Below are 19,851 nucleotides of genomic sequence, written 5' to 3' on the forward strand. Positions count from 1 at the left end.
GGCCTCCCATCGGCCTCCCATCGGCCCAGGCAGAGCGCCGGTTCTCCGGACGGCGCGGCCCGGCCGGCCGATCCGGGGTGTTGCGCTGGACGGGAATCACCTGCCAACATGCGGGCGGTAAGGGATCAGCCGAAAGAATTCGTCCCACTGGCCTCGGCGAGCCCGGCGCGGGCCGGCGACTCCACGACCGACGGGTCCCGGCCGCACTCCGGCCCGTCATCCCCATCGCCCGATTCGTGAGGTTGCGATCATGCAGTACGTCGACGTGGCGTGCCGGCTGTTGCTGCTCACCACGTTCGCGCTCGCGCTGGCGAGCAAGGTGACCAGCCGCACGGCCTGGAGAGAGTTCGTCGAGTCCGTCAGGGCGATGAGGGTCGCCCGTGGCGCGGCGGCCCGGCCGGTCGCCGTCGCGGCCGCCGTGGCGGAGGCCCTCGTGGTCGTCCTGGCCGCGATCCCGCTGCCGTGGGCGGGGACGGCGGCGTTCGTGCTGGCGGCCGGGTTGCTGGCCTGCCTCACGGTCGCCGTCGTGCTGGTCGTCCGGCGCGGGGCCGCGGTGTCGTGCCGCTGTTTCGGCGCCTCGACCACGCCCATGGGGGTGCAGCACGTGGTGCGCAACCTCGTGCTCCTCGCGGTCGCCCTGCTCGGGCTGGCCGGCGCGTCGACTCCCCAGCCCGCCGACCTCGCGCTCGCCGCCGTCGTCGGCGTCTTCGGCGCCGTCGCCGGGCTGCTCATGTCCCGCTGGGACGACCTCACCGCCCTGCTGCGCGGCTGACCTGGGTCAGGGGCGCAGCGTGCTCGCGAACTCGCTGACACGGGCCGGGCGGACTGCTGGGGAGCGGTTGTGGTGCAGCGGGTTCAGCTTGGCCTTGCCGGTGACCATGCCTCAGGGGTGCTGGAGGGCGACGTACTCCCCCGGGTGGGGGCCTTCGCCTGCCCCCGCCTGATCCCGGCCGCCCGATCCCGGCGGCCTGATCCCGGCCGCCAGTTCGTCGGCGTCGCCGCGCCGGCGCAGCCACAGTCGGCGGCCGGTGCCGCGTTCCAGGGCGGGGAACTCCATCATGGTCAGCACGTCCCCCGCCACCCGGATGGCCCGGCCGATCGCGCCGGGGACGAGCGCCACGGCGGCGGTGTCGGGCACGGTGGTGCCAGTCGCGGGGCTGGATCGCAACCCCTGGCGCGTTATCGGGGCAAGGCCGGGGACGCGCCGCGCGAACAAGACACCATGCTGCCGGGCACCGTCGGCTGCCTACCGGCGGGGCTCAACTCGACCTGGACGAGGGGCGAGCGGGGCCACCTGCTCAAGGCCATCGCAGTTCTGCGGAACCACCCACGCAGGCCGCCCGAAGGTGGAATGGGTTTCAGGAGGCCGGGTTAGGCCAGGATTTGGCGGAGTTTGTGGGCGAATGCGGTTGGGTGGGTGACGAAGCCTGAATGCCCGCCCGGGACCATGATCGGCTTGACGCCCAGTCGTTCGGCCAGCGCCAGTGCCGTGTCGTGGGGCAGTTGCCCGCGCGACTGCTCACCGACTGCCACCACGACGTGGATCGAGGGGTCCACGACGGGCTTGTACGACATGTACGACAGTGCCGCATGCCCGAAGAAGAACTCCAGGTTGGTCTGCATCCGGGCGAGCTTGGCTTGCATCTGCGCCATCGCTTCCGGCGACTCCGCGATTCCGCCCGGCGGGTCCGGGTCCCACTTGTCGAGACCGGCGCCGGCCGCGAAGAGCGCCATCGCCGCCTCCACCCCGCCGCTTCGGTACGCCTCGTCCACCTCGTGGCCCAGCTTCCTGCGGGGATCGTCGGCGGGGAGGAGGGAGACGGCGGGCGGTTCGTGGGTGACCACCGTACGTACCAGGTCGGGATGGCGGGCGGCGAGGGCGATGGCGATCAGGCCGCCGCTGCTGTTGCCGAAGACGTGCGCCGGTCCGCCGCCGGCGGCTTTCAGGACCGAACGGGCGTCCTCCACCTGCGTCTCCATCGACACGTCCGGAGGCGGGCCGTCGGACCGGCTGCGGGAGATGCCGCGACAGTCGTAGGAGACCACCGTGTAGCTGTCGGACAGCAGCGGCGTCATCCCGGTGAAGTCCCTGGCGTCGTCGGTGCCGCCGGCGATCAGCAGCAGTAACGGGCCCGAGCCCGTCACTTTGTAGTACAACCCCTTGCTCATGCCTCTTCCTCCGGCGATTCGAGGGCGGCCGCGATCGCGCGCCGCCATGGTTCGTCCCAGGTCAGCCGTCCCTGCCGCAGGTCCTCGACCACACCGCGGACCCACTCCAGTTCGGCGGTGAGCACCGCGCGGCGGTACTCCTCCTCCAGCAGGAACAGCCGTGGCACCTCACCGGAGGACTTCAGAGTCGACTCGACCTCCGTCAGGGCCCCGGCCAGCGCGTGGGCGCGTGTCTCCAGCTCCTTGCGCGCTGTTTCCGGTGGGAGCCCGACCAGTATCGAAATGGCCGCGACGAATTCGGGGAACTCGCCGCCCGTGGTGCGCAGCATCTCGCGCAGCCAGCGTTCGGCGGTTTCGCGCCCCAGGTCGGTGATGGCGTAGACGGTGCGGTCCGGGTGGCTCTCGGTGCTCTCCCGCTGCAGCACCTCCACCAGGCCGAGGCGGGTCAGCCGGTCGATGGTCTGGTACAGACTTGCCCGGCGCCTGACGTTCACGACGCGGTCCTTGCCGTACAGCTCGATGAGCTTCTGCATGCGGTAGACGTGCATGGGTTCCTCGGTGAGCAGCCCCAGCACGATGAGTCCAAGGACGGAACGTTGCGCCATAGCCATACTCTAACTAGTCATATTATGACTAACAAGCGTGATTGTGGGTCGGTACGATGCGCTTCGTGCGACCATGATCCCTGTGATTTGGGGGACGGCGTACCGCTTGATGCTGATAGCGGCTGCCATGGTGGGCCTGATCTATACCTGGATGGGCCTGGGCAGCCCGCTGAACCCGCTCGTGCTCTTCACCGTGCAGAGCAATCTGCTGCTCATGGGGTTCTACTCCTGGAAAGTGATCGGCAGCTGGCGCCCCTCTGCCGAGCTCAAGGGAGCCGTGACGCTCTACATCGTGATCACGGGGCTGGTCTGGCACTTTCTACGCATGCGGGGAGCGAGCCCCTTCGAACATCTCTCCCTGCACGGCTACGGTCTGGGCAACTTCCTCCTCCACTATGTGACGCCCGTCATGGCTGTGATCGACTGGCTGTTCTTCGACCGGAACGCTCCTCGGCCAAGATGGGCGGCCGCTGTCAGGTGGCTGGTCTACCCGATGGCGTATCTAGCCTTCGCCCTGGTCAGAGGCGCCCTACTGCCTCCCGACGCGTGGAAGCGGTATCCCTATCCCTTTCTGGATGTGGACAAGTTCGGGTACGACGGGGTGGCGCTCATGGCCTTGGCGCTGGCCGTGTGCTTCGTACTGCTCGGAGACGGGTTGATCGCCCTGCGCAGCCTGGTCGATCACGCCAGTCGCAGGCTCGCGATCTTCCCCCCTTCGGCTGCCGCCGACACAGCAGACCCCACCACTCCAGCAAGGCGCTGAGACCGGCCGGCGGTGGAGTGGATGCTCAGGGACGCGGCGCGCATGCGCGTCCCGTGCTGGGCGAGATCATGATCGAACGCGAGGCCGACACTCCGCGCGGTCCGTCCATCGACGCCTTACGCGAGTTCGAACCGCTCCCCCTGACCACGCGTCTACGGCGAACAGCTCAGCCGAGGCGACTTGTCGATCGGGGTGCCAGCGCGGCGTTGTGCCCGATGTCACGGGCACAGGTCGTCGTAGGGAGCTCGAGACAAATGAGTTCTGAGCCGATCTTCTCGGCAGCCAGCTGGGCCAGATGGTATTCGTCATAGCGGGGCTGCCCTGGATACCGAACGGTGAGCAACACGGGCGGCCGGAGCAGGAAAGCCAGGACGTCGAGACGAGCCCGCGGCGCCGTCCACGAGCTGCGGCTCGTCTTCAGCGCCGCGACGAACGAGTACGGCGAGCCTGGGATGACTGTGAGGCGCGTTGGGCCGGCCGCAGACGTGACAGAACAGCCGCTCGGCGAGCAGGCGGCGTCCGAGCGCAACCGCGACGACACGTCCACTGCCAGCACGATCCGTCCGTCCGGCCAGCGCGGTAACGGCAACCTGTTAGCACCTGCCGAAGCTGCTCCAGGTCGATCCGGCCGTGGTTGAGCCCGCCGTACAACGCGCCGTGCCCACGCCGGTACTCCGGCGACAGGCTCAGGTCCACCGGCAAGCGCACTGGCTCTGGCTCGCACAACAACGCATCGGCCCGCGGCCTGAGGCAGGCGTAGACATCGTTCCGGAAGCGGGACAACACCCTGGAGGACTCGACACAGGCGGCATCTTTCAGAGCAGACTCACCCTCACGGCCTTGAGCGATCAGCAGCGACTCCACACCGCACATGATCACCCAAGGCCGCCTTGCTGCCCGCGAAACGATCAGACGTGGCCCAGCACGACAATCCGGAGCTTGTTGTCCGCCGATGAGCCCGTCTCCCTTCACGGCCGCCGGTCTCAGACGGGCGCGGTGACGGAGCGCAGCCAGGCGAGTTTGTCCGCGGTGTCGGTGCAGGGCAGCGGGTTGTACAGCACCATGGTCAGGTCGGGTCTGGCGGGCAGTCTCATCTGGCTGCTCTCGAAGGTCAGCGTGCCCACGACGGGATGGTCGACCTCGTTGATCCAGATTCCTGCCGCCTGGACGTCCTGTCGTGCCCACAGCCGGGCGAACTCGGGACTGGTCGCGTCCAGTGCGCGGACCACGTCGTGGATGTCGTGATCGCGGGGCTGCTCAGCCGCCGTGGCGCGGAAGGCCGCCACCACGGTCGGCGCCAGGTCCTGCCAGGCCCGCTCCCGGCGTCGGTACCGCGGGTCGTGGAAGAAGCCCACCAGGCAGTTGCGCTCGGCCTGCGCCAGGTCCAGCGCGAGCCTGGCCGACTCGTTCCAGGCCACGTGGTTCCAGGAGGCGTCCAGCATGGTCGCCGGCTTGGGGTCCCAGGCTTCGATCAGTCGTTGCAGTCCCTCGCAGTAGGCGTGCGGGTGTCCGGCCGGAGACGGCGGATTGTGCCCGGCCAGCGTGTACAGGTGCCGCCGTTCGACCTCGTCCAGTTGCAGCACCCGGGCCACCGCGTCCAGCACCTGCGCGGAGACGTTGATGTCGCGTCCCTGCTCCAGCCACTGGTACCAACCCGGGCTCACCCCGGCCAGCACCGCGACCTCCTCACGGCGCAGCCCCGGCGTGCGCCGGCGCCCGCCCGCCGGCAGGCCGGCGGAGGCAGGGCTGACGCGGGCGCGTCTGCTCACCAGGAAGTCACGCAGGTCCCGGCGACGTTCCTCTCCCGACCTCACCGCGCACCGCTTCGGCTGGTGGTGCCACCACCGGTGTCACCACGCTCTCCCCGCGCGGATCGGTGATGGCCGAGCGTGGACGTCATGACGATCGACCCCTTGTCCAGGGACGCCGAGGCCGGTGCCGGAACCTCCTCCGGGGAGCACGGCGCTCGCTTCACCACGCGTGCCAAACTCATCCTTGCCATCCTGTGTGCCGCACAATTCATCATTTCTTTGGATTTTTCGATTCTAAATGTGGCCTTGCCCGATCTCGGCAGGGAGCTGGGGATGGAACAGGCCGACCTGCAATGGGCGATCACCGCCTTCGCGCTGCCCTCGGGCGGGTGCCTGTTGCTGTTCGGCCGCATGGCAGACCTGTACGGCAGGCGCAGGCTCTTCCTGGGCGGCGTCCTGCTGTTCACCGTGGCCTCCGTGGTGGCCGCCCTCGCGTGGAACCCGGGGGTGTTCGTCGCGGGGCGGGTCCTGCAGGGGCTGGGGGCCGCAGCAGTCGTTCCCACCGGCATGTCGCTGCTGACGACGACCTTCGCCGAAGGGCCTCAGCGCAACCGGGCGCTCGGGGCCAGCGGGTCGGTGCTTTCCCTCGGATTCACCGTCGGCATGCTGGTCGGCGGCACCATGACCGACACGCTGGGCTGGCGTTCGACGATGGCGCTGCTGGCCGTCGCGGGCGGCGTCCTCGCCGTGGCGGCGCCCCGACTGCTGACCGAGAGCCGGGGCGCCCGCTCCCCCCGGCTGGATCTGCCCGGAGCCGCCACCGTCAGCGGCGGCCTGGTCTGCCTCATCTTTGCCCTGTCGGCGGCGGGAGCGGTGAGGGTGGTGGCCATGGCGGCGGCCGTGCTGTTGCTGGGCGGGTTCGTGGTCATCGAGTCGCGAGCCGCGCAGCCGCTGGTCTCGCTGACGATGCTGCGCAGGCCCACGGTCGCCTTCGGCAGCCTGGGCGGCCTGATCACCTTCTCCATGATGAGCTCGTTCATCTTCCTGCTGACTCTCTACCTGCAGGACGTCGTGGCGCTGTCACCCCTGTGGACAGGTCTGTTCTTCGGCGGCCAGGGCGTCGTGCTGGCCGTGACGGGCATGGTGTCCTCCTCGGTGATCCGGGTGCTGGGCGCGGGGCGGACGCTGGTCGCGGGGCTGGCCCTGCAGGGCGTCTGCACCGCCGCGATGACCGTGACCGAGGGTGCCTGGCCGGCCTTGGCCGTGATCTGCCTGGCCTCCGTGGGCCACATGTCGGTCGTGGTCTCCTACGGCGTCACCGTGACGTCCGGGCTGCCCGACACGGCTCAAGGGGTCGCCACCGGGCTGGTGACGAGCGCCCAGCAGATCGGCATCACCGTCGGCACCCCGATCCTCAGCGCCATCTGCATGGCGCAGGTGTCGACGCTCCAGGCCGCCGGTCAGGCCGCGGCCCCGGCTCTGCTGAGCGGTGTCCGGCTGGCCGCCGCCGTGGACGCCGGCGTGCTGCTGGCCGTCTCGCTCCTGATCGGGTACGCCCTGCTCCGCACCACCTCCCGCCGGCCACGAAGGACGCACGCGTGAACGGCCCGCGGCCCGCCGGTCAGGCCGCGCCGGTCACGCCGGCGCGCCCCTACGGGAGGGCACGGTCGGCGTCGGGGATCCAGTGCCGCCCGTCCGACGGGTCCGGCGGGCGTACGCGTGGGAGCCGGCCGAGCAGCGTACGGAGCAGCGGGTGCGGGTTGCGGCGGTGCCAGACCACCCACCATGGCAGGAGGGGGACCGGGTCCACGATGGGGATGCGGCGCAGCCCGCTCCCCGTCGCGCCGATGCTCCACTCCCCCAGGCCGACGGCGCTCTTCTCGCGCAGGAACTGCTGGACCAGATGCCCCTGGCCGATGGCGGGCTCGGTGAAGCGCAAGGGGACGCCGAGACGGTCGGCGAGGCGTCCCAGGTAGGCGCGCCATTCGGCGGCGCCCGCCGGGTCGGGCATCGCGATGCCGCCCGCCCGCAGGTCGGCGGGCCGCAGCTCCCTCAGGTGCGCGAGCGCGTGATCCTCCGGGACGAACGCGGCCAGGGGCTCCAGGTGGACCATCCGCTGGGCCAGCTCTTCCGGCCACGGCAGGTCGCGCGCCCGTCCGAAGGCCGCGTCGATCTCCTGGCGGCGCAGCGCCGGCAACGCCACGGCGAGCCCCTGTCGCATGCTCACCTCCACGCGCAGCCGCGGTTCGCGCTCGCTCGCCTCCCTGACCATGCGCAGGGGCGTGAAGCGCTCGTCGTAGACGTCCACGCGGACGGGGCTGTCCACCACGCGGACCGCCCCCACGGCCTCGTCGAACGCCGCCACCGCCGCCACGGCCAGGGGCAGGAACCGCCTTCCGGCGGCGGTCAGCTCGATGGATCGGGTGGTCCGGTCGAACAGCGGCGTGCCGAGGGCGTCCTCCAGCCTGCGGACGCGTTTCGACAACGCCTGCTGGGTGATGAACATGCGCGCGGCGGCCCTGCCGAAGTGCAGTTCTTCGGCGGTCGCGATGAAGGCGCGTACGCCGGAAACGTCTGCTTCCACGCCCAGACCCTGCATCGACAACCATCGGTTGTCAATCCGCGGTCCCATGGATGTTGGACAGTGCCATCGGCGGACCGGTTACCTGTTCCCTGACATCCGTGCTGATGAGAGGGGTTCCGCGATGGAGGTCGTGGAGGTCGACCGGCGCCTGCACCTGCTGCGGCTGACGTTCGGGCAGGCGTACCTGTGGAACGACGACGGTGTGCTCACCCTGGTGGACACGGGCATCGCCACCTCGGCCGGGGAGATCGCAGAGGCGATCGGCCTGCTGGGGCTGCGCACCGACGCCGTACGGCGGGTCGTCCTCACCCACTACCACGAGGACCACTGCGGCAGTGCGGCGGACGTGACGGCGTGGGGCGAGGTCACGGTGATGGCCCATCGCCTGGAGGCTCCGGTGATCCGAGGGGACGTGCCCGCCCCGCCGCCGAACTTCACCGACGAGGAGCGGGCCCTGCATCGCAGTCTGGGCGCCCACCTGCTGCCGCCCGCGCCGCCGTGCCGGGTGGACCGCGAGCTTGAGGACGGCGACGTGATCGCCTTCGGGGGCGGGGCCCGCGTGATCGCCACCCCCGGGCACACCGCCGGCAGCATCGCCCTCCACCTGCCGGAGCACGGAGTCCTCTTCACGGGCGACACTGTGGCGCACGTGTCCGGGCTGGTCATGCCCGGAGTGTTCAACATGGACCGTGACGAGATGCTCCGCTCGTTCCGGCGGCTGGCCGAACTGGACGTCCGGACGGCCTGCGTGGGCCACGGCGACCCCGTCACGGACGCCGGCGACGCCCTCCGGAAGGCGGCCGCCGAGCTCCCCGCCTGACCCGCTGCTCAGGCGTTCTCAGCCGTCCTCTTCGGGCGTGCCAGCCAGGCCGTCAGCGAGGCGTCGGGCGCGGCGGCCATGCCCTCGGCGTCGGCGCGGATCGGGTCGCCGTCCCAGGACTCCTCGGCGCGTACCAGAACGATCAGGCAGCATGGGCGGCGCAGGCTCATCGTGGACACCGACCCGCGGGTGGCGACCGCGATCTTGGCGGTCACCGTTCCCCCTTCGTGTCGGTCCAGTCGAAGCAGAGGGCTCCAGGCGGTGCGCCGCCGTCCCGCAGGCGTGCGTAGGTGGATTCCGCGTCCATGGGCGACACCCGCTCGGAGATCATTCCGGCGGTACGGAACGTGCCGGAGGCGAGGCGGCGGAAGTACAACTCGGCCACCGCGTCACGGTTGAGCGGGCCGGCTGACGGGTCGTCGGAGACGAGGGCGGCGTGGGCGTGTCGCCGAGCAGGACGACACGGCCCAGCGTACGGGCCAGGCCGAGCCGCCTGGCATCGGTGTCGACGGCGATGACGCGGGAGGCTCCATGCGCGACCGCGTACTGGACGACCAGCTGTCCCACCGGGCCGAGTCCGATGACCACGACGGTCTCGCCCAGGGTGATCGCGGCTCTGGCGGTGCCCGCCGCCGTGACGACGAGGGGCACCCACACCGCCTCCTCGTCCGCGACGCCGCCGGGCAGCAGCCGGGCCTCGCGCTCGGGGAGCGTGACCAGCTCTTGGTGGGACGCGTAGCTCTGCACGCGGTCGCCGGGCCGCACTGTCGTGACGCCTTCGCCGACCGCCTCCACGATCCCGGCCATGCTGTACCCGGGCCGGAACGGGTAACGCACCCACTCCGCCCAGTTGGTGCCGGGATCCGCCGATCGGGCTCGCCGGAGCGGGGCGGGCGGCGAGGGTTACGGGCGCTCGGGCGTCCCCAGCAGGCCGCGGTTGTACGCCTCCGCCACCGCGGACGCGCGGTCGTTGACGTCGAGTTTCGCGTAGATGTTGAGCAGGTGCGTCTTGACCGTGGCCTCGGTGATGAACAGCCGGACGGCGGCCTTGCGGTTGCTGTGGCCGGCCGCGACCAGCCGTAGCACCTCCAGTTCGCGCTGGCTCAACGGCCCGGTCGATGGGGCCGGGGTGCGGAGCCGGCTCACCAGGCGGGCGGCCACCGACGGCGAGAGCGCGACCTCGCCGCGCGCGGCCGAGCGTACGGCACGGACGAGCTCCTCGCGCGGCGCGTCCTTGAGCAGGTAACCGGTGGCGCCCGCCTCGATCGCGGGCAGCACGTGGCTGTCGGTGTCGTACGTCGTCAGCACCAGCACCCGGGCCGGCACGCCGCGCCTGGCCAGCTCACCAATCGCGGTGACGCCGTCCATGCCCGCCATCCGCAGGTCCATCAGGATCACGTCCGGCGCGAGGGCCTCGGCCAGCCGGACGGCCTCGGCTCCGTCCGCCGCCTCCCCCACCACGATGAACTCGGGATCGCGGGCGAACATGCTGCTGAGCCCGTCACGCACGACGGGATGGTCGTCGACCACGAGCAGCCTGATGGCGTCACTCATGTGCCTGCCTCCGGCGTGTCCGCGGGCAGACAGGCCGAGATCCCGGTCCCGCCGCCCACCTCTGATTCGATTCGCAACGCGCCCGACAGCGCCTCGATCCGCTGCCGCATCGCCACCAGCCCGAAGCCCCCGTCGTGACCGGCGCGCACGTCCGGGTCGAAGCCGGGGCCGTCGTCGCGGACGTCGAGCACCACCTGCCGATCCGTGTAGGAGAGGGTGAGGCCGACGCGGGTGGCGGTGGACGCGTGCTTGAAGACGTTGGCCAGCGCCTCCTGCGCGACCCGTAACAGGGCGACCTCGGCCTGCGGGGGCATCGTCCGGGTCTCGCCGGTGACGGCCACCTGGACCGGAAGGCCGTGGCGGGCCGACCACTTGGCCGCGACCTCGCTGACGGCGTCGGCCAGACGGCCGGACTCCAGGGGCTCGGGGCGCAGCTCGTCCACCGAGCGCCGCGCCTCGGTGAGGCTCTCCCTGGCCAGCGCGGTCGCCGCCGCGTGGTGCCGCCGCCACGCGGCCGGGTCGTCGGCCGCCTGCTCGGCCGCCTGCAACTGCGTGACGATGCCGGTCAGGCCCTGGGCCAGGATGTCGTGGATCTCCCGCGCCATCCGGGCCCGCTCGTCCAGGACGCCGGTCTCGTGAGCCTGCTCGACCAGCCGTTCCTGGAGTGCCGCGTTCTCGGCCAGGGCCGCGGCCAGCCGGGCGTTGGCCTCCCTGCTCTCGCGCAGCGCCGTCTCCCGTGCCGCGTAGTAGCGTGCGCCGACCTCGCTGAGCCAGGCCATCAGGCACATCGGCACGACGTTGACGGCCAGCACCCCCAGATACTCCAGCAGGCCCATCCAGGTGCCGAAGTCCAGACCGGCCGACTGCGCCGTGCCCGCCACCACCGCGACGCCCGCGATGAAGTACAGCTCACGCGGCCAGCCGATGATCCGGAAGGCGTAGAAGTACAGCGCGGGCGTGTAGACGCCGAACCACGGATCGCGTACGACCATGACCAGCCCGAACAGGATCAGGCCCGCGATGAACACGCTCATCACGCCGACTCGCCCGCGCCACTGCGGGTGCAGCGTGAAGAGCACGAGCTTCCACACCGCGGCTGCCGCGCAGAGCGCGAGGTCGAGGGCGAGCGAGCCCGGCTGGTCGTGCTTGACGACGATCGTCAGGGCGGCCATGACGGCCAGCAGCACGTACGGGACCACGGTGATCATGGGAAGGAGCCGTCGCTCCCAGCCCGCCGGCGCGGCCATCCGCCAATTGTCCATCGCTCACCCGCTCCCAGAACAATCTAGCCGCCGCCGTCGGGACTCCCGCGCCGCCGGAAGCGCCGTCCGCCGCCCTCGGGTCGGCGCGCTCCTGCGCCGCCTCGTCGATCGGCGCGCTCAGCGCCGGTCCGCCGGCCGCCGGTTGAGCTGGACGACCACCGGCAGCAGGAGCAGGCCGCAGACACCCTGCTCCAGCTTGAACCAGAGCGGGAACAGACCGGGCAACGCGATGATCACCACGATCGCGACCAGCATGATCGAGGTGACGATCCGCAGCCGCAGCAGCATCTTCCGCTCGCCTCTGGCCGCCCGTACCGCGAAGAACCATGTGACCAGCGAAGCGACGGCGACGAGCGTGCCGCGGATCCACACCGAGTCGGGGACCATCGCCGCGTCGTTCCGGAACACGACCATCGTGACCAGCGTCAGCACGCTGACCAGGACGTACCCTCTGACCAGCCACACCACATTGCGCATCTCGACCGTCTCCGTCCTTGGTGCTCACCGACGGGATCCAGCGTCGCAACGCAGGCGCCCCGCGCGGATCGCCCGATCCTCCGAGTGGGCGGTGGATTCGGGTGACCGTTCAGGTGGTGGAGCCGATCAGCCGATCGGTGGAGCATGCTCTCACCGAGCGCCCCGGCCCGGGACGGCCGCCCGGGCACGAGGACGGTGAGCACTCAGCTCATGCGGGCAAGGTCTGCTTCTGCGTGGGGTTCCCGCGCGGGCGGTGGAGTGACGTCATGCGACGATCTTGGCAACCGGCGGACGAGAGTGTCGCGAGCGTTGCCCGCACCGTCCCCCGCCTCGGCCAGCTGCTTCAGCGCCCAGGTCAGCACGGCTGCGAACAGTTGCTCCTTGTTGCCGAAGTACTGGTGGATGCGCTCCTTGGTTGACGCCCGCGGCGGCGGCCACCCGGTCCAGCCGGGCCCCCTCTGGGCCGTGGTCGGCGAACCGAAGGGCTTGATCATGACTCCCGTTCCCTCCGTTCACCAGCGCGCCGCGATCACCTGGCTGTCGGTCCGTTCGATGATCATGCTCTCCAGGTGGCGATGGGACCCGTCCTGGCCCCCGCCGACGCCGGAAGACCAGGTGTCAGTCGTACGGGAACCGCCACCCCCTCTCGCCGGCGGAGCGGGAGGCGGGTGGCGGTGGCGCCGGTGACGCGCGGGAGATGTGACGTCAGCTGAACTGCCACCAGTTCATGTTGAACAGGTAGCCGCTTCCGCCGGTGAACTTCAGGTACAGGTCACGGGTGCCGCTCGCGCCGCTGACCGGACAGGACACGGTGGTCCAGGTCTGCCAGCCGCCCGTGCCCGGCACGGTGCAGGTCCCGGCCGACGGGCCGTTGACGCCGTCCAGGCGGAGTTCGAGCCTGCCGCCGCCGGACGCCGAGGCGACCCGCGCGGTGAAGGTCCTGGCGCCGGCGCCGAACGCGACGCCCTTGACCTTGATGTAGTCGCCGTTCTCGATCCAGCCGACGTTCATCCCGCCTTCGCTGGAGGGCTCGGTCTCGACCCCGGACTCCCAGGCGATCGTCTCGGCCTCCTGGCGGACGTACGGGTTGAGGGTGCCCACCTGGGGCGCCCCGGACGCGGTCATGTTGATCGTCGGGATCGTGCCGCCGGAGCCGTAGGCGAACTTCTCCACGGCCACCGAACGGGTGAAGCCGCCGCCGCCCGGCAGTGCGCCGTTGTGGTAGAAGAAGTACGAGCCGCCCTGGTAGTCGACGATGCCCGCGTGGTTGGTGAAGCTGCCGCCCTGGGTGGGCATGATCGTCCCTCGGTAGGTCCAGGGCCCGGTGGGGCCGGGGGCCGTGGAGTAGGCGATGAACTCCGAGCAGCACTTGGCCGCGAACACGAGGTAGTACAGGCCGTTCCGCTTGTAGACCCAGGGCCCCTCCTCGAACAGCGTCGGGCGGTTGGCGTCGCCCGTCCTGGTGCCGAAGCCCGCCGTGGTGAGCGGGATCTGCGTCGCGCTTCCCGAGTACGAGGTCATGTCGGCGTTCAGCTTCACGTACCAGAGGTGCGGATTGCCCCAGTAGAGGTAGGCCTGCCCGTCGTCGTCGATGAAGACCGTCGGGTCGATCTCGCCGTTCTCGATCAGCGGCCGTCCGAGTGCGTCCCTGAACGGCCCGGTCGGACTGTCGGAGACGGCCACCCCGATGGCCATCCGGCCGGTCGCCCGGTTGGTCGTGGGCACGTACCAGTAGAACCGGCCGTTCCGGTAGATGGTCTGTCCCGCCCAGGCGTCGGACTTCGCCCAGCTGAAGGTGGTCAGGCTCAGCGGGGATCCGTGGTCGGTCCAGTTCACCATGTCGGCGGAGGACCAGACCCGCCAGTCCTTCATGGTGAACCAGGTCGAGCCGTCCTCGTCATGGCCGGTGTAGAGGTACACCCGTCCGTTGTGCACCAGCGGCGCCGGGTCGGCGGTGTAGACGGTCTGGATGATCGGATTGTCCGCCCTGGCCGGGTGGGCGGGCAGGAACGCCACGAGGCCGAGCAGGACCAGCACCCCTGCGATTCCGCGTCCGGCTCTTGTGGTGGCCGGCAACCGTAATGCCATTCTCACGATCGCTCCCGGATGACGGGTCAGTTACGGGTCCAGCGCTGGTTGGCGCCGCCGTTGCACGACCAGATGGTCAGCTTGGTGCCGTTGGCGGTGGCGTTGTTCGGCACGTCCAGGCACTTGTTCGCACCGACGGCGGTGATGGAGCCGTCGGCGTTGAAGCGCCACTGCTGGTTGCTCTGGCCGTTGCAGTCCCAGATGATGACGTTGGTGCCGTCGGTGGTTCCACCGCCGTACACGTCCAGGCACTTGCCGCCGTAGACGCGCAGTTCGCCGCTCGCGGTGGGCGTCCACTGCTGGTTGGCCTGGCCGTGGCAGTCCCAGATCTGCGCCTGTGAGCCGTTGGCCTGCGAGGCGCCGGCGACGTCGAGGCACCTTCCCGAGCCCACTCCCTTGATCGCGACCGCGGTGGGCGTGACGATGCCGCCTCCCGTCACGACGTACATGGCCGCCCCGTGCCCGGGGACCGGTGCGCTGATCGTCCCCGGCGAGGAGGACGTCGTGTGCGCCCACAGGTCACGCACGGAGTAGGAGGACGCCGAGCCCAGCCCCAGGGCCGCGGCGGTGGTGGAGACGGTCGCGGTCGAGGTGCCTCGGTTGAGCAGGACGACCGCGACCGAGCCGTTCTTCATCGGCTTGCGCCAGACCTCCAGGTCGCCGTTGTCGCTGATCTTGTGGCCCTGCCGGCCACCCCAGTCCTGGTTGACCGCGATGACCTCGGTGTTGGTGAGGATGGTGCGCGTGTCGGCGCTCATCGTGCGCAGGTCGTTGCCGGCGATGAGGGGCGCGTTCAGCAGCGACCACAGGCTGAAGTGCGCGCGCCCCTCGGTGCCCGTCACCGAACCGACGCCGACCTCCAGCATGTCCGGGTCGTTCCAGCCCCCCGGGCCCGAGTACGACTCCAGCCCGACCTGCTGGTCCAGGATGCCCATGATGGAGCTCCAGTTGGCCGCGATGTCGCCGGTGTCACGCCAGGAGTTGCCCACCGGCGCCCCCCAGGTCCACACGTTCTCCTGACCCCAGTTGCACAGGCTGTACACGATCGGGCGGCCGGTGGCGGCCAGCGCGTCCCGCATGGCCGTGTACCGCTGCTGCCCGTTCATGCCACGGTGGTCGCCGCAGTTGTCGTATTTCAGATAGTCGATCCCCCACGACGCCCAAAGGGCCGCGTCCCGCCGCTCGTAGCCCAGGCTGGCCGGGTAACCCGCGCACGTCGTGGTGCCCGCCGAGGAGTAGATGCCGAGCTTGAGCCCCTTGGAGTGCACGTAGTCGGCCAGGGCCTTGATGCCGTTGGGGAACTTCTGCGGATCCGGCACCAGGTCTCCGCTCGCGTTCCGGCTCTTGGTGGACCAGCAGTCGTCGATGTTGACGTAGGTGTAGCCCGCCGCCGCCATGCCGCTGGAGACCATGGCGTCGGCCGTCTGGCGGATGAGTCCGTCGTTGACGTTGCAGCCGAAGCTGTTCCAGTCGTTCCAGCCCATCTGCGGGGTACGGGCGAGGCCGTTCTCCAGCGCGACGGCCGGGGACGTGGCACCGCCGATCGCGACGAGGGAGCCGGCCGCCAGTATCACGGCCGTCGTCAGGCCCAGAATTCTGCGCATTTCGGTTCTCCACCTCCTGGGTGTCGTCATGAGCCGGCGCGGGCCCAGCGCTGGTTGGCGGCGCCGCTGCAGGACCAGATCTGGAGCTTGACGCCGTTGGCGGTGCTGTTGCTCGGCACGTCCAGGCACTTGTTCGCACCGACGGCGGTGATGGAGCCGTCGGCGTTGAAGCGCCACTGCTGGTTGCTCTGGCCGCTGCAGTCCCAGATGATCACGCCGGCGCCGTCGGCGGTGCTCCTGTTGGCCACGTCCAGGCACTTGCCGCCGTACACGCGCAGCTCACCGGAGGCGGTGGAGGTCCACTGCTGGTTGGGCTGCCCGTGGCAGTCCCAGATCTGCGCCTGGGCGCCGTTGGTCTGGGAGGCGCCCGCGACGTCGAGACACCTGCCCGACCCCACGTTCTTGACCTGGCCGCCGGGCGCCGGGCCAGGCGAGGTGCCGTCGAGCCCGAGGAAGGAGAGGGCGTGGGGGAACATGCCCGTCAACGGCAGGGAGTGGCCGTCCCCCGCGAAGCTGAGCCCCTCGACCCGCGGCTGGGCTCCGGTGCCGCCGTACCGGGTGCGGGTGACGCCCGAGCGCGGGCTGTCGGTGTACGCCGGGGTCTGGCTCACCCCGTTCAGGCCGGACCACTGCTTGATCTCCTCGCCGAAGTTGGCGTAGGCCAGTGTGGTGTCGGCGGTGCCGTGCCAGAGCTGCATGCGCGGGTAGGCGCCGGTGTAGCCGGGGAACATGGCGCGGGCCTGGTCGCCCCACTGCTGGGCGGTCTTGACGATCCGGCCGCCGGAGCACTCGCTGTTCCACAAGGACCCGTTGGTAGTGGCGAAGCATCCGGCCGGGACGCCGGAGAACGCCGCGGCGGCCGAGAACACGTCGGGGTACTGCGCGGCGAGTACGTTGGTCATCATCGCGCCCGAGGAGAAGCCGCTGACCACGATCTTGGCGGGGTCCACATTGTGGCGCTGCCGGGCATAGCTGACCATCGACATGATCCCGGTGGAGTCCCCGCCGCCGTCACGTCTCAGCGCGGCCGGGGTGGACACGTCGAAGCACTGGCCGCTGCGGGTGGCCTCCGGGACCACGATGACGTATCCGTACTGGTCGGCGGCACTGACGTAGTCGTGCCCGACGCCGTTGAACACCCCGGCGGCCGAGCCGGTGCAGTAGTGCACCATGACCAGCAGCGCCGGCCTCGCCGCCGGCCGATCCGGGACATAGATGTACATGTTCAGGTTGGTCGGGTTGTTGCCGAAGCCGGTTACCCGGGTCAGCGACGCGGCCGCGGCGGGCCTGACGCCCAGCAGCACGGCGGCGGCCATCAGGAGGACGGCGGCGGTCGCGAGCGCGGCACGCGATGCCCGGGTCGTCGCGGGGCCGCGGTCGGCGCGGCGGGCCAGGGGCATCACGTCCAGGTCCACTTCTGGTTGGTGCCGCCGTGGCAGGTGTAGAGCTGGAGCCCGGTGCCGTTGCCGGTGCCTGCGCCGACGGCGTCGAGGCACAGCCCGGACTGGACGCCGGTGATGGTGCCGTCGGAGTTGACGCGCCACTTCTGGTTGTCGCCGCCCCAGCAGGAGTAGATCTGGATCCTGGCGCCGTTTCCGGTGCCTCCGGCGTCCAGGCACTTGTCGCCGTACACCCTCAGCTCTCCGGCCGAGGTCCGCGTCCACTGCTGGTTGGTGCGGCCGTTGCAGTCCCACAGCTGTACGGCGGTGCCGTCGGCGGTGCCGGCGTTGGGCACGTCCACGCAGCGGCCGGAGGCCACTCCCCTGATCTGACCTGCGGGTGGTGGAGTCGGCGTCGTGGTGGACGAGCCGCCGTCCAGGCCGAAGAAGCGGATGGCGTACGCCGCCATCCCGGGATGTGGCAGGTCGTGTCCGGCGCCGGTGACGGTGTACGCCTCGACCTGCCCGGAGCCGAAGACCCGCCGGGTCCAGCCGGGCTGCGGGCTGTCGGTGGAGGCGGGGGTCTGGCTCAGGCCGTGCACGTCGGTCCACTGGTCGACCTCCTCCTGCAACATCGTGTACGGCAGGACGGAGTCGGCGGTGCCGTGCCAGGCCATCACGCGCGGCCGGGGCCCGGTGTAGCCGGGGTAGGCGTTCCTGACCAGGTCGCCCCACTGCCGCGGCGTCTTGTCCCCGCATCCGGCGGGCCCGAGGCAGCCGTAGGGCACGCCCGAGAACGGCGCTCCCGCCTTGAACACGTCGGGGTAGGTGGCGAGCAGGTTGCCGGTCTCCATCGCCCCGGAGGAGAAGCCGGTCGCGAACACCCGCTGCGGGTCGCCGTTGTAGCGTTGCAGCACGTAGTTGGTCATGGAGACGATCGACACCGGGTCGCTGCCGCCGCCGTGCCGCAGGGCCTCGTTCGACCAGACGTCGAAGCAGTTCGACAGGCCGTTGGCGCTCTTGTTCGCCTGCGGGTAGATGACGATGAAGCCGTACCGGTCGGCCAGCGAGGCGAACTCGGTGCCCTGGTGGAAGCCGGGAGCCCAGCCGTTGCAGCCGTGCATCGCCACCAGGACGCCCGGCCTGGCCGCCACCCTGTCGGGGACGTAGAGGTACATCCGCAGCCCGCCCGGGTTGGCCCCGAAGTTCGTCACCTCGGTCAGGACCGCGGCCGACGCCTGCGGCGCGCCCACCAGCAGCATGGACAGACCGGTGACCGCCGCCGTGATCACAGCCGCCAGAGCGGCTCCGATGCCCGCGCGCCTCGTCCTGCGCGATTCGCCTGGCTTCATGCCTCCACCTCTCGCATGTTAGCGCTAACAAAGCGCTGCCCGGCCGAGCTCTTCCGGGCCGATGGAAGGGACGGAGGGAGCAAATACGAGCCGTAAAGGCGCTGTCAAGAGCGCCATGGCGCGCGGCGGCCGGAGGAGGCGGCCGCCGAGCGCGCTCACCTTGACTTATCGAGGCGGGCCGGCGAGAGCGTCGCCGTGAAACTTTCATCAGCCTCCCGCGACAGCAGCTGACGAAACTCTCCGGACGCCAAGGTGCAGGTTGTACCTGCGCGATCGAGACGAACGGCACGGGCGGGGCCGCAAGCGCCCTGGCCGGCGCTGTCAGGCGCAGTTCACGGGCGGTGACGAGGGCAGGGAGATCGGCTGCTGCCGCCGGTACGCCTCCAGGTCGACGAGGTTCCCGTTGATCGCGTTGCGTCTCTGGAGCTCCGCCCAGTACGCCGGATCGAGGAAGATCGCGGGGTTCCACAGCGGCTGCGTCAGGTCCTTCAGCTGCCCCAGGTACAGGACGGCGTCGGCCAGCTTCCCCAGCGGGAAGCCGCACAGCCGGGGCGCGTCCATGAACTGTCCCGCGTCGGCCGACTCCAGCCAGTTGCCGGAGCACGCGATCACGGTACGCCGTGGGCAGGCCGCCAGGCGGGGATGGCTGCCGGCCACGATCACGTACACGCGCCGGCCGGTCTGCTCCTCGATCAGCGGGACCGCGTGGTCGGCGTTCTGGCCCCGCTCCGGCGAGTGCGTCACGTGCCCGCTGCCGTAGCAGATCAGCGCCCGGCGGTTCCTGGCGAGCACCTCCCGCCGCACCAGGGACGCCATGTGGGTGTCACGCTGGGCCAGGAAGCCGTCCACCTGGTCCTGGGTGGTGATGCGTGACCAGTCGATCGGCGGGTCCCCGAGGAGCACCCGGATCCTCCGCGCGGTGGGCAGCGTCCAGTTGACGGCGCGGACCGTACGGAAGAACTGCTCACGGATCGGCTGGTCGCCGGTGCCCCCGGGCGATTGCGTGGTGTTCCGCCAGACCTGCCGCAACACGTGGTCCTCGACGGCCGCGCCGGCGACGAACCGGTCGATGACCGGCTGGTAGAGCGCGTTGCCGAATTCGACGACGATGTCGTCGACCACGTCCGGCAGCCGCGGGTCCGTGAGCAGCATCTGCTGCGCGTCACCGTGTTCCTGCTGGCCGTGCGACTCGCCGACGGCGACGAGCCGGTGGTGTTCGAAGGCCGACAGGACGGCCTGGGTGAGGCCCCGTGCGGACACCTCGCCCGTGCCCTTCGAGCCGGCCTTCGAGCTGGTCGTCGAGCTGGTCGTCAGCAGTCCGCCGGCTGCCGTACCGGCCCCGGTGACGGCGAGGAACCTGCGCCGGGTCAACCGCGGATCTGTCACGTCTCGTCCTTTCCGAAGGGGAATCACCGACGGTTGTACGGCACGGCCGGTGTCGGC

20 protein-coding genes are annotated in these 19,851 nt (G+C 70.6%); 4 read left to right on the forward strand and 16 right to left on the reverse strand.

What is annotated here, in order from left to right:
- Nucleotides 1-250: 250 nt before the first annotated feature.
- The gene (locus ACWEJ6_RS12350) at nt 251-772 is read left to right on the forward strand and encodes a MauE/DoxX family redox-associated membrane protein (RefSeq protein WP_452423416.1); all 522 of its coding nucleotides are present in this window, start codon (nt 251-253) and stop codon (nt 770-772) included.
- 111 nt (nt 773-883) lie between these two features.
- Here ACWEJ6_RS12350 and ACWEJ6_RS12355 read toward each other — a convergent pair whose 3' ends face one another.
- The 3 genes from ACWEJ6_RS12355 to ACWEJ6_RS12365 form a co-directional block, all read right to left on the reverse strand.
- Nucleotides 884-1,138 (reverse strand): hypothetical protein, encoded by a 255-nt coding sequence (locus ACWEJ6_RS12355; RefSeq protein ID WP_452423418.1) that lies wholly within the window; start codon nt 1,136-1,138, stop codon nt 884-886.
- A gap of 233 nt (nt 1,139-1,371) precedes the next feature.
- Nucleotides 1,372-2,169, reverse strand: coding sequence for an alpha/beta fold hydrolase (locus tag ACWEJ6_RS12360; protein ID WP_452423420.1), 798 nt, complete (start codon nt 2,167-2,169; stop codon nt 1,372-1,374).
- Nucleotides 2,166-2,774, reverse strand: a complete 609-nt coding sequence (locus tag ACWEJ6_RS12365) for a PadR family transcriptional regulator (protein ID WP_452423422.1) — start codon at nt 2,772-2,774, stop codon at nt 2,166-2,168. Before ACWEJ6_RS12365 ends, ACWEJ6_RS12360 begins: the two co-directional genes overlap by 4 nt.
- Before the next feature lie 73 nt (nt 2,775-2,847).
- Between ACWEJ6_RS12365 and ACWEJ6_RS12370 the strand changes: the two genes are divergently transcribed.
- Complete coding sequence (locus ACWEJ6_RS12370) at nt 2,848-3,537, forward strand: Pr6Pr family membrane protein (RefSeq protein WP_452423424.1); 690 nt, start codon at nt 2,848-2,850, stop codon at nt 3,535-3,537.
- 983 nt (nt 3,538-4,520) lie between these two features.
- Here ACWEJ6_RS12370 and ACWEJ6_RS12375 read toward each other — a convergent pair.
- The gene (locus tag ACWEJ6_RS12375; RefSeq protein ID WP_452423426.1) at nt 4,521-5,351 is read right to left on the reverse strand and encodes a helix-turn-helix transcriptional regulator; all 831 of its coding nucleotides are present in this window, start codon (nt 5,349-5,351) and stop codon (nt 4,521-4,523) included.
- Nucleotides 5,352-5,435: 84 nt separating this feature from the next.
- On the opposite strand from ACWEJ6_RS12375, the gene ACWEJ6_RS12380 reads away from it, so the two are divergent.
- Nucleotides 5,436-6,890, forward strand: a complete 1,455-nt coding sequence (locus ACWEJ6_RS12380) for an MFS transporter (RefSeq protein ID WP_452423428.1) — start codon at nt 5,436-5,438, stop codon at nt 6,888-6,890.
- Nucleotides 6,891-6,939: 49 nt separating this feature from the next.
- Here ACWEJ6_RS12380 and ACWEJ6_RS12385 read toward each other — a convergent pair whose 3' ends face one another.
- Nucleotides 6,940-7,872: a LysR family transcriptional regulator gene (locus ACWEJ6_RS12385; protein ID WP_452423430.1), complete on the reverse strand. Its 933-nt coding sequence runs from the start codon at nt 7,870-7,872 to the stop codon at nt 6,940-6,942.
- Between the two features lie 121 nt (nt 7,873-7,993).
- Here ACWEJ6_RS12385 and ACWEJ6_RS12390 point away from each other — a divergent pair, with 121 nt between their 5' ends.
- Complete coding sequence (locus tag ACWEJ6_RS12390; RefSeq protein WP_452423432.1) at nt 7,994-8,692, forward strand: MBL fold metallo-hydrolase; 699 nt, start codon at nt 7,994-7,996, stop codon at nt 8,690-8,692.
- Between the two features lie 8 nt (nt 8,693-8,700).
- Here ACWEJ6_RS12390 and ACWEJ6_RS12395 read toward each other — a convergent pair whose 3' ends face one another.
- The 11 genes from ACWEJ6_RS12395 to ACWEJ6_RS12445 all read right to left on the reverse strand — a co-directional run bounded on the left by ACWEJ6_RS12395 (nt 8,701) and on the right by ACWEJ6_RS12445 (nt 19,794).
- Entirely contained in the window at nt 8,701-8,907 is a 207-nt protein-coding gene (locus tag ACWEJ6_RS12395) for a hypothetical protein (RefSeq protein WP_452423433.1), read from the reverse strand.
- A 112-nt stretch (nt 8,908-9,019) separates the two neighbouring features.
- Complete coding sequence (locus ACWEJ6_RS12400) at nt 9,020-9,529, reverse strand: alcohol dehydrogenase catalytic domain-containing protein (RefSeq protein ID WP_452423435.1); 510 nt, start codon at nt 9,527-9,529, stop codon at nt 9,020-9,022.
- 66 nt (nt 9,530-9,595) lie between these two features.
- Entirely contained in the window at nt 9,596-10,246 is a 651-nt protein-coding gene (locus tag ACWEJ6_RS12405; protein ID WP_452423437.1) for a response regulator, read from the reverse strand.
- Nucleotides 10,243-11,493, reverse strand: a complete 1,251-nt coding sequence (locus tag ACWEJ6_RS12410; protein WP_452423439.1) for a sensor histidine kinase — start codon at nt 11,491-11,493, stop codon at nt 10,243-10,245. Before ACWEJ6_RS12410 ends, ACWEJ6_RS12405 begins: the two co-directional genes overlap by 4 nt.
- A 132-nt stretch (nt 11,494-11,625) precedes the next feature.
- Complete coding sequence (locus tag ACWEJ6_RS12415) at nt 11,626-11,985, reverse strand: hypothetical protein (RefSeq protein WP_358296109.1); 360 nt, start codon at nt 11,983-11,985, stop codon at nt 11,626-11,628.
- A gap of 203 nt (nt 11,986-12,188) precedes the next feature.
- Entirely contained in the window at nt 12,189-12,479 is a 291-nt protein-coding gene (locus tag ACWEJ6_RS12420) for a hypothetical protein (RefSeq protein ID WP_452423441.1), read from the reverse strand.
- A gap of 211 nt (nt 12,480-12,690) precedes the next feature.
- Entirely contained in the window at nt 12,691-14,073 is a 1,383-nt protein-coding gene (locus ACWEJ6_RS12425; RefSeq protein WP_452423532.1) for a glycoside hydrolase family 43 protein, read from the reverse strand.
- Nucleotides 14,074-14,099: 26 nt separating this feature from the next.
- Complete coding sequence (locus ACWEJ6_RS12430; RefSeq protein ID WP_452423443.1) at nt 14,100-15,677, reverse strand: lectin; 1,578 nt, start codon at nt 15,675-15,677, stop codon at nt 14,100-14,102.
- A gap of 26 nt (nt 15,678-15,703) precedes the next feature.
- Complete coding sequence (locus tag ACWEJ6_RS12435) at nt 15,704-17,092, reverse strand: extracellular catalytic domain type 1 short-chain-length polyhydroxyalkanoate depolymerase (RefSeq protein WP_452423445.1); 1,389 nt, start codon at nt 17,090-17,092, stop codon at nt 15,704-15,706.
- Complete coding sequence (locus tag ACWEJ6_RS12440; RefSeq protein ID WP_452423447.1) at nt 17,077-18,408, reverse strand: extracellular catalytic domain type 1 short-chain-length polyhydroxyalkanoate depolymerase; 1,332 nt, start codon at nt 18,406-18,408, stop codon at nt 17,077-17,079. The genes ACWEJ6_RS12435 and ACWEJ6_RS12440 overlap by 16 nt, the downstream gene beginning before the upstream one ends.
- A gap of 321 nt (nt 18,409-18,729) precedes the next feature.
- Entirely contained in the window at nt 18,730-19,794 is a 1,065-nt protein-coding gene (locus tag ACWEJ6_RS12445; protein WP_452423449.1) for a hypothetical protein, read from the reverse strand.
- Nucleotides 19,795-19,851 lie beyond the last annotated feature (57 nt).

It is taken from the genome of Nonomuraea sp. NPDC004702, from assembly GCF_053601695.1.